At 67.5% G+C, this 14,871-nt stretch carries 13 protein-coding genes; 6 read left to right on the top strand and 7 right to left on the bottom strand.

Going from position 1 to position 14,871, the window contains the following annotated elements; all coding sequences use genetic code 11:
- Positions 1-43 precede the first annotated feature (43 nt).
- The gene (locus DFO45_RS07905; protein ID WP_133864463.1) at positions 44-1,573 is read right to left on the bottom strand and encodes an AMP-binding protein; all 1,530 of its coding nucleotides are present in this window, start codon (positions 1,571-1,573) and stop codon (positions 44-46) included.
- A gap of 792 nt (positions 1,574-2,365) precedes the next feature.
- The gene (locus tag DFO45_RS07900; protein WP_043878832.1) at positions 2,366-3,268 is read right to left on the bottom strand and encodes a LysR family transcriptional regulator; all 903 of its coding nucleotides are present in this window, start codon (positions 3,266-3,268) and stop codon (positions 2,366-2,368) included.
- Positions 3,269-3,519: 251 nt separating this feature from the next.
- Here DFO45_RS07900 and DFO45_RS07895 point away from each other — a divergent pair, with 251 nt between their 5' ends.
- From DFO45_RS07895 to cydX, 6 genes are all read left to right on the top strand, one after another.
- On the top strand, positions 3,520-4,092 hold the full coding sequence (locus DFO45_RS07895; RefSeq protein ID WP_012169112.1) for a GbsR/MarR family transcriptional regulator: 573 nt from the start codon (positions 3,520-3,522) through the stop codon (positions 4,090-4,092).
- A 74-nt stretch (positions 4,093-4,166) separates the two neighbouring features.
- The gene (gene cydD, locus DFO45_RS07890; RefSeq protein ID WP_133864820.1) at positions 4,167-5,855 is read left to right on the top strand and encodes a thiol reductant ABC exporter subunit CydD; all 1,689 of its coding nucleotides are present in this window, start codon (positions 4,167-4,169) and stop codon (positions 5,853-5,855) included.
- A complete protein-coding gene (gene cydC / locus DFO45_RS07885) occupies positions 5,852-7,570 on the top strand; it encodes a thiol reductant ABC exporter subunit CydC (protein ID WP_133864462.1) in 1,719 nt (572 codons plus the stop codon). Before cydD ends, cydC begins: the two co-directional genes overlap by 4 nt.
- Before the next feature lie 74 nt (positions 7,571-7,644).
- A complete protein-coding gene (locus tag DFO45_RS07880) occupies positions 7,645-9,219 on the top strand; it encodes a cytochrome ubiquinol oxidase subunit I (RefSeq protein WP_133864461.1) in 1,575 nt (524 codons plus the stop codon).
- A gap of 4 nt (positions 9,220-9,223) precedes the next feature.
- Positions 9,224-10,378, top strand: a complete 1,155-nt coding sequence (cydB, locus tag DFO45_RS07875) for a cytochrome d ubiquinol oxidase subunit II (protein WP_133864460.1) — start codon at positions 9,224-9,226, stop codon at positions 10,376-10,378.
- An 18-nt stretch (positions 10,379-10,396) separates the two neighbouring features.
- Positions 10,397-10,516, top strand: a complete 120-nt coding sequence (gene cydX / locus DFO45_RS07870) for a cytochrome bd-I oxidase subunit CydX (protein ID WP_133864459.1) — start codon at positions 10,397-10,399, stop codon at positions 10,514-10,516.
- Between the two features lie 109 nt (positions 10,517-10,625).
- Here the strand turns inward: cydX and DFO45_RS07865 are convergent, their stop codons facing one another.
- The 5 genes from DFO45_RS07865 to DFO45_RS07845 form a co-directional block, all read right to left on the bottom strand.
- The gene (locus tag DFO45_RS07865) at positions 10,626-10,850 is read right to left on the bottom strand and encodes an alkylphosphonate utilization protein (protein WP_133864458.1); all 225 of its coding nucleotides are present in this window, start codon (positions 10,848-10,850) and stop codon (positions 10,626-10,628) included.
- Positions 10,851-10,938: 88 nt separating this feature from the next.
- Positions 10,939-11,193, bottom strand: coding sequence for a GlsB/YeaQ/YmgE family stress response membrane protein (locus DFO45_RS07860; RefSeq protein WP_043878833.1), 255 nt, complete (start codon positions 11,191-11,193; stop codon positions 10,939-10,941).
- A gap of 154 nt (positions 11,194-11,347) precedes the next feature.
- Positions 11,348-12,559: an ABC transporter substrate-binding protein gene (locus tag DFO45_RS07855; RefSeq protein WP_133864457.1), complete on the bottom strand. Its 1,212-nt coding sequence runs from the start codon at positions 12,557-12,559 to the stop codon at positions 11,348-11,350.
- Positions 12,560-12,623: 64 nt separating this feature from the next.
- On the bottom strand, positions 12,624-13,646 hold the full coding sequence (locus tag DFO45_RS07850; RefSeq protein WP_245517988.1) for an SMP-30/gluconolactonase/LRE family protein: 1,023 nt from the start codon (positions 13,644-13,646) through the stop codon (positions 12,624-12,626).
- A gap of 291 nt (positions 13,647-13,937) precedes the next feature.
- The gene (locus DFO45_RS07845) at positions 13,938-14,864 is read right to left on the bottom strand and encodes a 3-keto-5-aminohexanoate cleavage protein (RefSeq protein ID WP_012169122.1); all 927 of its coding nucleotides are present in this window, start codon (positions 14,862-14,864) and stop codon (positions 13,938-13,940) included.
- Between the last annotated feature and the right edge of the window lie 7 nt (positions 14,865-14,871).

The following is a 14,871-nucleotide window of genomic DNA, read 5'->3' as shown; positions in this document are numbered from 1 at the left end:
ATCCGGGCCGCCCCGGCTCCCTTGATCGGGACGCGATGGGGGGTTAGCCGCGCAGTGGCACGATGTCGGTGAGCAGGCCCGGCAGGAAGATGCCGCCGTAATCGCTCCGGGGCAGTTCCCGGCGCAGGTGGATCGCCTTCGGCCGCTTGGCACCGATGAGGGCGCCGTGCGTGAAGGCGAGGATTTCCTCGGCGCTGGCTGCGGACTCGTCCTTGAGCACCACGAAAGCAGTCAGCGCCTCGCCGGCCTCGCCATCCGGAAGCCCGACAACGGCGACTTCCCGAATGGCCGGATGCCGCGCGATGGCGGCTTCCACTTCCCTCAGGGATATGGTCTGCCCGGCGCTGAAGATGAGGTCCTGCGTGCGGCCGATGACTTTCAGGTCATATCCGCTGCTCAGCACGCCGATATCACCCGTCCGCAGCCAGCCGTCGCACAGCACGCGTGCGGTGGCTTCCGGATCATCCCAGTAGCCGGCCATCACATGCGGACCCCGGATCAGGATTTCGCCTTCCTGTTCCGTGGCGAAGGTGTCCTCGACACCTTCGAGCCGCGTCTCATAGCCGAAGAAGGGGCGGCCCACGGTGGTGCGCAGCTCGTTGCGCAACGCCCGCTTCACCGACAGGCGCTCGGCAGACAGAAGGCAGGTGAAGGGGGCTTCCGCGAGCCCGTAATGGACGCTGAGGCGGGGGCCGACAAGGTTCAGCGCTTCGTCGCACACGGCCTCCGGCAGGGCCGCGCCGCCGATGTGCAGCATCTCCATGGCGTTCAGCGCCACGTCCTCCGGCGCGAGGTGCGGCAGGAGCTCGGCGAGCTGCGCGGGAGACATGGCGCTGCGGGTCACCGAGAAGCGCGCCATCTGGAAGGGGAAGCGCTCCGCATCGAAGGCGCCCCCCAGCACGATCCGGCTGCCCGCCAGAAGATAGGCCAGCACCATGAACTGAAGCGGCGCCCAGAGTGGGCGCACGTTCAGGAAGACGGAGTCCGAACCGATGCGAAGGCCCGCGATGAGGTTGCCAGCCACGGCACTGATGTTGCCGTGGCTCAGCTTGACGATCTTGGGCTGACCGGTGCGGCCGGCGGAGAGCGCAAGCTGGGCGATATCTTCGCTCTCGCCGGGGGGCAGGAAGCGGTCGCTGGCGCGTGCCAGCAGGTCCTCGTAGTCATGGGCGCCGGCGACCGTGCCGCCGAGCGCGATGATGTGCTGGAGGTCCGGCAGCTCCGAGCGGAGTTCGGCGAGCATCGGAATGAGCGTCGCCTCCGCAACCACGGCTCGCGCGCCGGTGCGCCGCAGATGCGCCACGAGGTCCTGGCGGCGCATGCCGGCTGACAGCGGAACGCTGATGAAGCCGGCGGCCATGGCGCCGTAATCCGCCTCCAGATGCTCGCGAATGTCGGGCAGCAGCAGCGCCACGCGCTCGCCCCGCAGCAGGCCGAGCCCGGCCAGCGCCTGACCGAACCGCGCGATCCGGGCCATCAGGGCTTCGAACGTCCAGGGACCGACCCGGTCGACAAGCGCGACGCTTGCCCCGTGCCAGACGCGGGCTCTGCGGAACAGAAATCCGATGTGCATCCCGCAAATCCTTCAGCGGAACGACGCCAACGGCGTGCCCAGGGCCTCTAGGGTGCGACTCCGGCCCGTTGAGGTAAAGGGAAATTGCACGGGCGCCCTGCGGCGGATCTGCCCGCCGCTCCCGCCTGCCAATGAAACGGTGCTCAATTCTTGCACCTCTTGCCGTCCCGCAAAAGGCAGCCTTGCTGCCTCAAGGGGCAAACGACCTGTATCCATCATAATGAATGCTCGCTGGGTGAACGGGCAGAGCCTCAGGTCCGCGCACGCCTTGAAATTCGGTCTCGGCGCATTTCCTGCCCAGCTTTTAGCTTCGATGTTGCGTCCCACGGCGATGGAACCACCATAGCCGAGCTTCAGCTTGACCGCTGCCAATCCAGAGTGGTGCAGCGGCCGTTCAGGCCTGCCCTCAGGGCGAGCCGTGGCTGAAGATTGGTTGCATGTCCTCCAGCCTCCCACACGGCGGGACGGAGCCGTGAGCGAGGCATGGAAGCGCCGGACGATCCGCAAGCGGACGCCCGAAATTCGGAGGGGGTGCCGGCGATGCGCGTGCGGGCACGCAGAGCACCGGCTGCATGGGTCGAAGGGTAAGGGCAAGGCTTCGCGGCGCGCGGCACACGGTACTCTTCCGCTGCGCGCTGCCCTACGGAACGCGATCCCTTCGCCATGTTTTCACCCCCAGGCCCCTGCAAGAGCCTGCGGCTAAACAACACAACCTAGGGGTGCCGCTCCAATGCTCTTTTGTGTGCTGTTTATGCGTGGATGACATAAAGGCATTGACTGCATGTGACCCAGTCATGAGCTGGCTTCTTCCTCGGAGGTCATCGCTGCGGCCAGTTCCGCGATGAGCGCCTGCGCCGCGCGGGAGGGAACCCGCCGCTCCGGCCGCAGGATGTGGATGTCGAAGGGAATGATCGGCGAAAACCGCCGTGAGACGAGGCCGCCGCCACGGCCGAGATGCGCGGCCGTGAAGGGGTCGACCACCGCAACGCCCGCGCCCGCCTCTACCAGACCGCAGGCGGCGATGGACGTCTGGGTCTCGATGCGCAGGCTGACGGAATGAGGCAGGCTCTCGAAGAGCCGCCGCAACTGCGACCCGATCTCGGTGTCCGGATTGATGCCCACGACCGCTTCGCGGCAGATATCGGTCGCCGTGACCGTCTCTTGCGTGGCGAGGGGATGGTCCGGGCGCATGACGCAGACGCACGAGAACGCGAAGCGGCCTTCGCTCACCAGCCCCGCCATGTCGCGGGGCGCCATGCCGATCCCCACGTCGAAGAGATTGGAGGTCAGCGCGTCCTCGATCCGCGCGGCCGAGTGGGTCTCGTGGGTGATGTGAATGTCAGGGTGCCTTGCGGAAAACGCGGCGAGTCCCTTCGGCACCGGTCCGAAGCTCATGGCCGGCATGCACACGAACCGCAGATGGCCCCGCCGCAGTTCGCGGATGTCGAGCGCCACCTTGGTGAGGTGCTCGAGCCCCAGATAGGAGATGGACAATTCTTCGTGAAAGGCCTTCCCCTCCGGCGTGATGATGAGCCGTTTGCCGTCCCGGAGGAAGAGATCGAAGCCGAGCACCCGCTCAAGGTCGGCGAGGCGGCGGCTGACCGCGGGCTGCGAGAGGTGAAGCTGGCGGCTGGCCGCGGTCACGCCGCCCGTCACCACGACGGCGTTGAACACGTCGAGATGCAAGGCGCTCATGCGCAACGGGATCTCGGGGGCTCGGCTCGCAGCCCGGGCATCAGCCTTGGATCGGCTCATGGGACACTCTGTGCAGGGTGAACGGCCTACCGCACCCCATGCCGATGCGGGTGGCAACAGGAAAAGGAACGGAAATCAAATACTTATGCTGAGCTTATGATCGGCTCGCCTGCGGCGGACCCGTCGGACGCAACATAGGTTGCTCCAGATCAAACCATTTCAGGAAATTCTGAAATAGGTGTTGGGTCGCCATGACGACCTTGCCGCCCCTTATCCAAGATTTTGTGCTCCATTTCGGCGAAATGGGCAGTCGCTGGGGCATGACCCGCACGGTCGGGCAGATATATGCCCTGCTGTTTGTGTCATCCGAGCCGCTCTGCGCCGAAGACATGGTCGCAGCGCTTGGTATTTCCCGGTCCAACGTTTCCATGAGCCTGCGGGAACTCCAATCGTGGAACCTGCTGGTGATGAAGCCGCGCCCCGGTGACCGGCGCGATTTCTATACGACCCCCGACGATGTCTGGCAGATCCTTCGTATCCTTGCGGAAGAACGCAAGCGGCGAGAGGTCGCGCCCACGCTTGCAGTGCTCGATCGTCTTCTGGTACGCGAGCCGACCGGGGAGAGCGAGCGCCACGCCCAGGCCCGGATGGCGCAAATGAACGATCTCGTGGTGCAACTCACGTCCTGGTACGACGACGTGAAGCGTCTCGACGATGCACGCCTCTCCAGCTTGCTCAAGCTCGGCGGCAAGATCGTCCGCCTGCTGGGCAAGCTCGAACGGCCAGCGGCCTCCGCCCATCCCGGTGAGGATGTGGCGCCATGAGCATCCAGTTTCCTGCGCCTCACAGCCGCTTCGTGGACGGCAGCGTCGCTGAAGGGACGTCTGCCCGCCCGCGCATGGATACGGCGGGTGCGCACGCCGCGCCGGCGCGTCGGCGTCGGTCTCGTCCTGCCCGGAATCTCGAAAGCCGCGGCGGAGCGCTGCTCCAGTTGGTGGCTTCTCTCCTTTTCATCGGCCAGGCGGCGCTGATCGCGCGGGCTGTCGGCACCATGTCCGGCGCCATCACGGTGCCCGCGCTGCTGGGTCCGGCCGCCGGCATCCTAGCGCTGGGCGTGGTCCGGGCCATTCTGGAGGCGCTGGGCGCCCGGCTCTGCCACCGGCAGGCCCGCGCCGCCCTTGGCCGGCTGCGCAGCGAAGTGGCTGCCGCCGTCGCGGCCCGGTCTCCACTGGATCGCAACCGCCCTGCGGCCGGGGCCGTCGCCAGCGCGCTCGCTGAGCAGGCGGAGGCGGTGGTGCCTTATCTGTCGCGCTTCAAGCCTGCCCGCCTGCGGGCGAGCGTGGTGCCATTCGTCATGCTGGCGGTGGTGCTGCCGCTCTCCTGGGCCGCGGCACTGGTCATGCTGGTGGCGCTCCCGCTCATTCCCGTCTTCATGGCCCTCATCGGCTGGCGGGCGCAGGCGGCGAGCGAGGCGCACCTGAAGGAGATGGGAAGCATGAACGGCTTCCTGCTCGACCGGCTGCGCGGCCTTGCCACCATTCGCGCGCTCGGCGCCGTGGATGTGACCGCTCTGCGCCTGCGGGCGAGTGCTGAGACGCTGAAGGACCGCACCATGGCGGTGCTGCGCATCGCGTTCCTCTCCTCGGCGGTGCTGGAGCTGTTCTCAGCGCTGGGCGTAGCCATGGTGGCCGTCTACGTGGGCTTCCATCTCCTCGGCACGCTGGAGTTCGGCACCTGGGGCGTGCCGCTGAACCTCAGCGACGGCCTGTTCATCCTGATCCTTGCCCCGGCTTTCTTCGAGCCCATGCGCGACTTGTCGGCGGTCTGGCACGACCGGGCGGCAGGCGAGGCGGCCTTCGCCGCGCTGAAGCTGCTCACCGCCAACGGCCTGCCCTTGCCGGGCGCCAACATGGCGCATCCCGTACCCGCGGCGGCGGCTCCTGCCCCGGATGTGGTGTTCGACACCGTCTCCTTCACCCATGCCGAAGGCCGGGCGCCCTTTGCCGCTTTCTCGCTGACGGTGCCTGCCGGCGGCCGCGTGGCGCTGCTGGGCCCGAGCGGGGCCGGCAAGTCCACCTTGCTGGCGCTCGCCGCCGGTCTTGCACCGGTCCACACGGGCTCGGTGCGCATTGGCGGGCTCCCCCTCACGGCGGAGACCGCTGCAGAACTGCGCTCCGGCATGGCCTGGATCGGTCAGCGCCCCCACTTCTTCGCCGGTTCGCTCGCGGCCAATGTGCAGATGGGGCGGCCGGATATCGGCCCCGAGGCCGTGGAAGAGGCGCTGGCCTTCGCCACGCTCGACCGCGCCGTGCGGGGCCGCAGCGCCGATGACGGCCTCGGCGAAGGTGGCGCCGGCCTGTCCGGGGGCGAACTGGTGCGGCTTGCCATCGCCCGCGCGGCGGTGGACCCGCGCGTCCAGCTCGTGCTCGCGGACGAGCCGACCGCCCATCTCGATGCCGCGACCGCAGCCGAGGTGACCGAGGCCCTCCTCACCCTCGCGACCGGCCGCACGCTAATCGTCGCCACCCATGACCCCGTGCTCGCCACAAGGCTGGACACGGTGGTTCAACTGGAGCCTCGGCCATGAGCGCGCGTCTCTTTGCCCGCGCCGGAGTGCCGCTGCGGCCACTCGCTGCCATCGTGCGCCTGTTCTGGGCCGAAAGGGGGCCGCGGCTCCTCGCTGGCGCGCTTCTGGCCGGTGTGACGGTGCTGGCCGGCTTTGCGCTCCTCAGCCTGTCGGGCTGGTTTCTCGCTGCCACCGCCATCGCCGGTCTTTCGGCCGGAACGGCGCTCGCCTTCGACGTCTTCACGCCGGCCGCTGCCATCCGTTTCCTCGCGCTCGCTCGAACCGGCGGGCGCTATGGCGAGCGGCTCGTCACCCATGATGCGACGCTCGGCGTGCTCGCCGGCCTCCGCGAGCGGCTGTTCCGCGGCTGGGCGACGCCGGAGGCGGCCCGCGCGCTGGGCCTGCGGCCAGCGCGCCTGCTGTTCCGCCTGACCGAGGACATCGATGCCATCGGCCAACTCTATCTGCGGGTGCTGGTGCCGGCGGGTGCGGCCGTGCTGCTGGCCCTTGTGGCCGGCGTCGGCCTTGGCCTGGTTGCCGGTTCCGGGCCGGGGATCGCCCTGTGCGCCGGTCTCATGGTCGTCGGGCTCGGCCTTCCGCTCGCCGGTGCCCGCGCTGCCTATCGTCACAGCCGGCGGCGGGCCTATGCCACCGAATCTTTGCGGGCGAGGGCCATCGATCTGGTGGCCGGGCAGACGGAACTTGTCATGGCGGGTCGGTTGCCCGCCCAGTGCGAGGCGTTGGCGCGGGCGGATCGGACTCTGGCCGAGGCCGATCTGGCCTTGAACCGCATCGAGACGCGGGTGGGCGCCGGCTTCGGCATCGCCGCCTCTGTCCTCGTGGCCGGGGCGCTGCTGCTGGCCGGGGCCCTCGCGGGGCAGGGCACCATCGACGGGCCCGTGGCCGCCGCCCTCGTGCTCGGCGCGCTGGCGGTGCTCGAGCCCTTCGGAGGATTGCGGCGGGGGGCCTTGGAACTGGGCCGGATCCTGCTGGCGGCAGGGCGTCTTGGCCCGCGCCTCACCGATCGGCGCCCGATGCGCGGCCCCCTGAGGGCGGAGGCCGGCATTGCGGTGCGTGTCTCCCGCGTCGATCTGCGCCAGCGGGCCGCGCATCGGGCCCTTCTGGATGACGTTTCCCTGACAATCTCGCCGGGCGAGCGGGTCGCGCTCGTCGGCGCGAGCGGGGCGGGCAAGTCGAGCCTGCTCGGGCTGATCGCCGGTGAGCGCTCGCCAACCGACGGCACGGTAGAGAGTCTCTGCGCCACGCTGCTGACCCAGCGCACCGAGCTGTTTCAGGACACGGTGCGGGACAATCTGCGCCTCGCGGCCCCCACCGCGTCGGACGAAGCGCTGTGGGAGGCGCTCACCTCCGCCGGCCTTGCCGCCGATATCGCAGGCCTGCCGGCCGGGTTGGACACCCGATTGGGGGAGGGCGGGCTCGGCCTGTCCGGCGGTCAGGGGCGGCGTCTCGCGCTGGCGCGCCTGCTGCTGCGGGACACGCCCGTGTGGCTGCTCGACGAGCCCACGGAAGGATTGGATGGCGAGACCGCCCGCGCGGTGCTCGCCCGCCTCACCGCGTGCGCGGAAGGGCGCACGCTGGTGGTGGCTACACACATTCGCCGTGAGGCGGAGCTGTGCGATCGCCTGCTGGTGATGGCGCAGGGCCGCATCATCGCACGACTGGCCCGAGGCGAACCGGGGTTCGACGCCATGCTCGCCGGCCTTCGGCCCGACTGATTCACCGCTGTTCGGTTCCGACGGTCGCGCCGCCGGGACCTCCCTTCATTCGGGGCAACCCGAGGAGAACGAGGATGGAATTCGATATCGTTTCCCTGTCGCGACTTCAGTTCGCGATGACGGCGCTCTACCACTTCCTGTTCGTGCCGCTGACCCTCGGCCTGTCGATCATCGTCGCCATCATGGAGACGGTGTATGTGATGACCGGCCGCACCATCTGGCGCCAGATGACCAAGTTCTGGGGCACGCTCTTCGGCATCAATTTCGTGCTGGGCGTCGCCACCGGGCTCGTCATGGAGTTCCAGTTCGGCATGAACTGGAGCTACTACAGCCATTATGTGGGCGACATCTTCGGCGCCCCGCTGGCCATCGAGGGCCTCATGGCCTTCTTCCTGGAAGCGACCTTCGTCGGTCTCTTCTTCTTCGGCTGGGACCGCATGTCCAAGGTGGGGCATCTCGTTGCCACCTGGGCGGTGGCCTTCGGCTCGAACTTCTCGGCCCTCTGGATCCTGATCGCCAACGGCTGGATGCAGAACCCGGTGGGTGCGGTGTTCAACCCGCAGACCATGCGCATGGAGGTCGATGATTTCTATGCCGTGCTGTTCAACCCGGTGGCGCAGGCCAAGTTCGTGCACACGGTCTCGGCCGGCTACACCACGGCCTCGGTCTTCGTGCTCGGCGTCTCGGCCTGGTACCTGCTGAAGGGCCGGCACATCGAGCTCGCAAAGCGCTCCATGACGGTTGCCGCCTCCTTCGGCCTTGCCGCCGCCCTGTCGGTGGTCGTGCTGGGTGACGAGAGCGGCTATCTCACCACCGAGCATCAGAAGATGAAGCTCGCGGCCATGGAGGCGATCTGGCGCACGGAGCCTGTGCCCGCACCCTTCACCGTGGTCGGCTTCCCCGATCAGAAGGCCCGCGAGACCCACTATGCGGTGGAGATCCCGTGGGTGGGCGGCTTGATCGATACGCGCTCGCTCAACACGCCTGTGGAAGGCATTGAGGAGCTGGTCGAGCGCGCCAAGGGCAACATCGCCAAGGGCGTGCTCGCCTATGACGCGCTCCAGAAGATCCGCGCCGCCGGCTCGGCAGCGGTGCCGGCCGACGTGCAGAAGACCTTCGAGGCGAACGGCAACCTGCTCGGCTATGCGCTGCTGCTGAAGCGCTATGTGGACGATCCGCGTCAGGCAACGCCCGAGCAGATCGCCAAGGCGGCCTGGGATACGGTGCCGCAGGTGGCGCCGCTGTTCTGGACCTTCCGCATCATGGTCGGCGTCGGCTTCTTCATGATCCTGCTGATGGCTACCTTCTTCACCCTCTCGGCCCGCCGCCAGCTCGACCGCTTCCCGCTGCTGCTGCGCATCGCCGTTCTGGCGATCCCGCTGCCGTGGCTCGCCGCCGAATGCGGCTGGTTCGTCGCCGAGTTCGGCCGGCAGCCCTGGATCATCGAGGGCATCCTGCCCACCGCCTCGGCGGTCTCCAGCCTCGGGGCGATGACGGTGCTGCTGACCATCGCCGGCTTCGTCCTGATCTACACCACCCTCTTCATCATCGAGATGGGCCTGATGCTGCGGGCGATCCGCAAGGGTCCGGCGCCGGACAATGAGCCGGAAGCCGAACTCATCCCCGCCACCGTCGTGCCCGCGGAGTGACACCATGATCCTGCATGATCTCATCAATTACGAGGTGCTCCGCCTCATCTGGTGGCTGCTTCTCGGTGTCCTGCTCATCGGCTTTGCCGTGACGGACGGCTTCGACCTCGGCGTCGCCACCCTCCTGCCCTTCGTCGGCCGGACGGACGTGGAACGGCGGGTGGCCATCAACACCATCGGCCCGGTGTGGGAAGGCAATCAGGTGTGGCTGATCCTCGGCGGCGGCGCCATCTTCGCCGCCTGGCCGCCGCTCTATGCCGTGTCGTTCTCGGGCTTCTACCTCGCCATGTTCGCCATTCTGGCGGCGCTGATCCTGCGGCCCGTGGGCTTCAAGTATCGCTCCAAGCGGGACAGCGAGGCGTGGCGCAAGGGCTGGGACTGGGCGCTGTTCGTCGGCGGCTTCGTGCCGGCGCTGATCTTCGGCGTCGCGGTGGGCAACACGCTCCAGGGCGTGCCCTTCCGGCTCGATGAGGATCTGCGCATCTTCTATGACGGCACCTTCTTCGGCCTGCTCAATCCCTTCGCTCTGCTGTGCGGCCTGCTCTCCGTGGCGATGCTCGTGACCCATGGCGCCACCTGGCTGCAACTGAAGGCGGATGGTCCGGTGGCGGACCGGGCGCGGACCTACGGCAGCATTTCCGCTCTCGTGGCCGTGGTGCTGTTCGTCCTCGCCGGCGTGCTGCTGTACAGCTTCGTCGCCGGCTACAAGATCACGAGCCCGATCAATCCGCTTGGGCCGTCCAATCCGCTTCTGAAGACGGCGGCCACCGCCCCCGGCGCATGGTTCGCCAATTATGCCACTGCGCCGGGACTACTCGCGGCACCTGCCATCGGCATCGTCGGCATGCTGGCAGCCGGGCTGGCGCTGCGGCTGAAGTGGGAAGGCGCGGGCGTGCTGCTCTCGGGCCTCGGCATCTTCGGCATCATCAGCACGGTAGGGGTGTCCATGTTCCCCTTCATCCTGCCCTCCACCGTGGACCCGCGCTTCAGCCTGACGGTGTGGGATGCCTCCTCGAGCCATCTCACCCTGTTCATCATGCTGGTGTCGACGGTGATCTTCCTGCCCATCATCCTGCTCTACACCACGTGGGTGTACCGGGTGATGTGGGGCAAGGTGGATGCCAAGGCCATCCGCGAAGACCGCGGCCACGCCTACTGAGCAAGAGGAGACTGAGACATGTGGTATTTCGCCTGGATCCTCGGCCTGCCTCTGGCGGCGGCCTTCGCCGTGCTCAACGCCATGTGGTACGAGCTGATGGACGATGAGGCCAAGAAGCGGGCCCTCGCCCGCAAGTGAGGCTCTGGAACCCGGCCCCCGCGCCGGGTCGCAGACGCAAAGAGGCCGGGGAGGGCGATCCTCCCCGGCCTCTTTGTCTTTTGAAGCTGCGTAAGCCGAGCCCTCCGGCTCAGGCCTTCTTCAGGAATTCGGTGCGCAGTACGAGGCCCTTCACCTGCTTGGTGTTGCATTCCACCTCGGCCGGATTGCCGGTGAGGCGGATGTTCTTGACCAGCGTGCCGCGCTTCAGCGTCTCGGACGTGCCCTTGACCTTGAGGTCCTTGATCAGCGTGACGGAGTCCCCATCCGCGAGGCGGGTGCCGTTGCTGTCCTTCACGATGATGTCGTCGCTCACGTCCTGTCCTTCCGGCGCCGTGCTATGGATACAGGGGCCTTAGCCGACGGGAGCGGCCAAGGTCCAGTCCGGCGGCAGCGGAAAGTGCTCAGGCGATGCGGCGCGACAGCGCGCTCCAGATCATCAGCACGATAACAGCGCCCACGATCGCGCCGATGAAGCCCGCCCCTTCGCCGGCATGATACCAGCCGATGGCCTGCCCCAGATAGGTCGCGACGCTGGCGCCGACGATGCCGAGGATCGTCGTCAGGATGAAGCCCGACGGTTCATTGGGGCCGCTGTGCAGCCACTTGGCGACCAGGCCGACGATGAAACCGATGATGATGGTCCCGATGATGCCCATCGCGCCCTCCCTACGCATCGGGCCGCATCATGCGGCCCGCGGGAGGTAAACGTAAGCGTAGGTGTCCGGTTCCGCGAGGGGCATGCGCACAATTGTGCATGCCCCTGCGTCATAGGCGAGAGGCCGGGGCGCCCGTCGGGGCCCCGGCCAAGCCTCACTTGCTCAGCAGCGGGCACTTGCCATCGGCGATGGACCGGAACGCCTCGTCGCCGGGAATGGTGCCGACGAGGTCGTAGAGATCCCAATCGCCCTTGGAGGCACCGGGGGCTTTCACCTGGAAGACGTAGAAATCGTGGACCATGCGCCCGTCCTCGCGGAGCTTGGCGTTGCGCACCACATCGTCCTTGATGGGCAGCTCGCGCATCTTGGCGACGACCGTCTTGGCATCGTCGCTCTTGGCCGCCGCCACCGCCTTCAGATAGTGGAGGATGGAGGAATAGACGCCGGCCTGGATGGCCGAGGGCATGGCGCCCTGTTCCTTCTTGAAGCGCTCGGAAAAGGCGCGGGTGCCGTCGTCGAGGTTCCAGTAGAAGCCTTCGGTGAGTAGCGTGCCCTGCGCGACCGGCAGGCCGACGCTCTTCACGTCATTGGCGGTGAGGAAGAAGGCCACCAGCTTCTGCTTGCTGTCGGTGATGCCGAACTCGCGCGCGGTCTTGATGCCCGCCACCGTATCGCCGCCCGCATTGGCGAGCGCGATGATGTCGGCACCGGAGCCCTGCGCGGCGAGCAGCGGCGAGGACAGATCCACCGCCGGGAAGGGATGGCGGGTGGAGCCGAGGAACTTGCCGCCCTTGGCGGTCACGGCGGTCTTGGCGTCGAGCTCCAGCTGGTGGCCCAGCGCGTAATCCGCCGTGACGAGATACCAGGAGGTGCCGGGCTTGGTGAGGCGGTTGGCGACGCCAGCCACCTGCACATAGGTGTCCCACATCCACTGCACCACATGGTCCGGCTGGCAGGCATCGCCGGTGAGGCGCGCCGTGCCGCCCGGGAACAGGGCAACGCGGTTCTTCTCCTTCACCAGCGGGGCGATGGCGAGCTGGATGGAGGCGTTGGACATGTCGGCCAGCACGTCCACCTGCTCCTGGTCGATCCAGCGGCGGGCGGTGGCGGAGGCGACGTCCGCCTTGTTCTGGTGGTCGGACGAGATCATCTCGATCTGCATGCCCTTGCACTCGGCCTTCAGGCAGTCGTCGATGGCCATCTTCGCGGCCACCAGCGAGCCCTTGCCGGTGATGTCGGAATAGACGCCCGACATGTCGGTGAGCACGCCGATCTTGACCTTGCCGTCGGAGATGTCTGCCATCGCAGTGCCGGCGAGGCAGAAGGCGGTGAGCGCAGCAAGGGCGCCCGTGACGTAGCGTTTCATATGGGTCCTCCCGATGTGGCTGGCAGGCTCTGGCGGCCCGCTGAAGCCGGTGGTGTTCAAAGGGTCATGAGGTCCAGTGCGCCATGGGCAGACCGGCGACGGGCGCGCGGAAGGCGGGGATGCGCGTGCCCCGCAGGCTGCCGATGTAGCCGGTGCGAAGGTCCGGCCCGCCGAAGGTGAGGCTGGCGAACCAAGGGGCGATGGTGCCGCCGCAGGCCAGCATGAGTTCCGGCGTCGCCTTGTCCTGTGCGAAGGCCTCCATCAGCGCGCGGCCGGCGGCGCTGTTCCGGTCATCGTCCAGCAGGATACGCAGGTCGCCGTCCGGCGTGATGGCGAACAGGCGGTCCGTCATCACGTGCGTGCCCCAGAGGTTGCCATAAGAGTCGAAGGCGATGCCGTCGATGAAGGCGCCGTGATCCGAGGGGCCGAAGGTCTCGCGATGGGAGAGGTTGCCGTCCTCCGCGACCCGCAGGCGGGTGATCCGCCGGCCGCAGGTCTCCACCACATAGAGCCACTCTTCCCGTGCATCGAGGCGGATCTCGTTGGTGAAGCCGAAACCGTCCGCCACCACGCGCAACCGGCCCTGGTCATAGAGCGCCACGTAGCCGTCGCGCACGTTCGGGCTCATGGCGCTCATCCAGTTCTTGATGCGCGTGGAAATGGTGAGCCAGATGCGGTCGCGGCTGTCGCGCAGCACGAAATTGACCTTGCCGATGGGCGAGCCGTCGATCTCATCCACCAGCACGCGCAGGGCGCCGTCGCGGGTCATCACCTCCAGCCGGTCGGTACCGAAATTGGAGATGAGGATGTCGCCGTTGCGGGCGAAGGCGAGGCCATTCGGAAGCGTGCCGGAGACGAAGCGCTGTTCCTCGTCGGTGGCGGCGGCGAAGCTGTCCGCCTGGTGCTGTGTGATGAGGGCCTGCGTGCCATCGGGCTGGATGTGGACCACGCCACCGCGCGCGTCCGCGCTCCACAGCGAGCCGTCCGGCTCGGCGAGGATGCACTCCGGCCGCTGCAATCCTTCGCCCACAAAGGTGAGCGCGGCCGGGTCGATCTCGAAGCCATCGATGGGATTGGGTGCGGCCATGGGCATGCCTCGGCGGTGGTTCGAAGCCTAGACGCGGAATGCTCTCGCTTGAGAGGGGGCGGTGGCCCCCTCTCAACTTTCTCCCGCAGGCGGGAGGAACGCTCCCCCGCCCCCTTGCGGGGGAGGGCTGGGGAGGGGGGTACGCCCTCTCCGTTTAAGCCGACGCTCAGCACGTTCAGAGTTGGGTTGCGGTCTGCCCCCGCCGCGTTACCCTCCTCCCTAACCCTCCCCCGCAAGGGGGGAGGGGATCTGTCTCGCCTGGGGCAGGAGCGGTCGTGATGCCCCCCGCCTTCAGAACTTCACCAGATCCGCGCCTTTGAGGCCAAGCGTCGCGCGAGCCTCATCCGGGGTGGCGATCTCGTGGCCCAGCTCTTCGAGGATGCGGCGGATCTTCGCCACCTGTTCCGCATTGTTCTTCGCGAGCTGGCCCTTGCCGATGAACAGGCTGTCCTCCAGCCCCACCCGCACATTGCCGCCCATCATGGCGGCCTGCGTGGCGAAGTTCATCTGGTGGCGACCGGCGGCGAGCACCGACCAGTGATAATCCTTGCCGAACAGCTTGTCGGCGGTGCGCTTCATGAACATGAGATTATCGAGATCGGGGCCGATGCCGCCGAGAATGCCGAAGATCAGTTGCAGAAACACCGGAGGCCTGAACCAGCCCTGATCGAGGCAGTGGGCGAGATTGTAGAGATGACCCACATCATAGCATTCATGCTCGAACTTGGTGCCGTGGCCCTCGCCCAGGAGCTTGTAGATGCGCTCGATGTCGCCGAATGTGTTGCGGAAGATGAAGTCCTTGGTGCCCGAGAGATAGGGCTCTTCCCAATCGTGCTTCCAGTCCTTGTAGCGCTTCGCGAGCGGATGCAGCGCGAAGTTCATGGAGCCCATGTTGAGCGAGCACATTTCCGGTGCCGCCTGAAGCGGCGCTGCGAGGCGCTCCTCAACGGTCATGTTGAGCCCCCCGCCGGTGGTGATGTTGATCACCGCATCCGTGCTCTGCTTGATGCGGGGCAGGAACTCCATGAACACCTTCGGGTCGGGCGTCGGGCGCCCGTCCTTGGGATCGCGGGCATGGAGGTGCAGGATGGCGGCGCCCGCTTCGGCGGCGGCGATAGCCTGCTCGGCGATTTCGGATGGCGTGATGGGAAGGGCGTCGGACATGGTGGGCGTGTGGATGCCGCCCGTGACCGCGCAGGTGATGATGACCTTGCTCAAGCGCGTG

The organism is Azorhizobium sp. AG788 (assembly GCF_004364705.1).
GTDB classification, from domain to species: Bacteria; Pseudomonadota; Alphaproteobacteria; order Rhizobiales; family Xanthobacteraceae; genus Azorhizobium; species Azorhizobium caulinodans.
The sequence above is the reverse complement of the archived record's forward strand: the minus strand, read 5'-3'. Positions and strand labels throughout refer to the sequence as shown.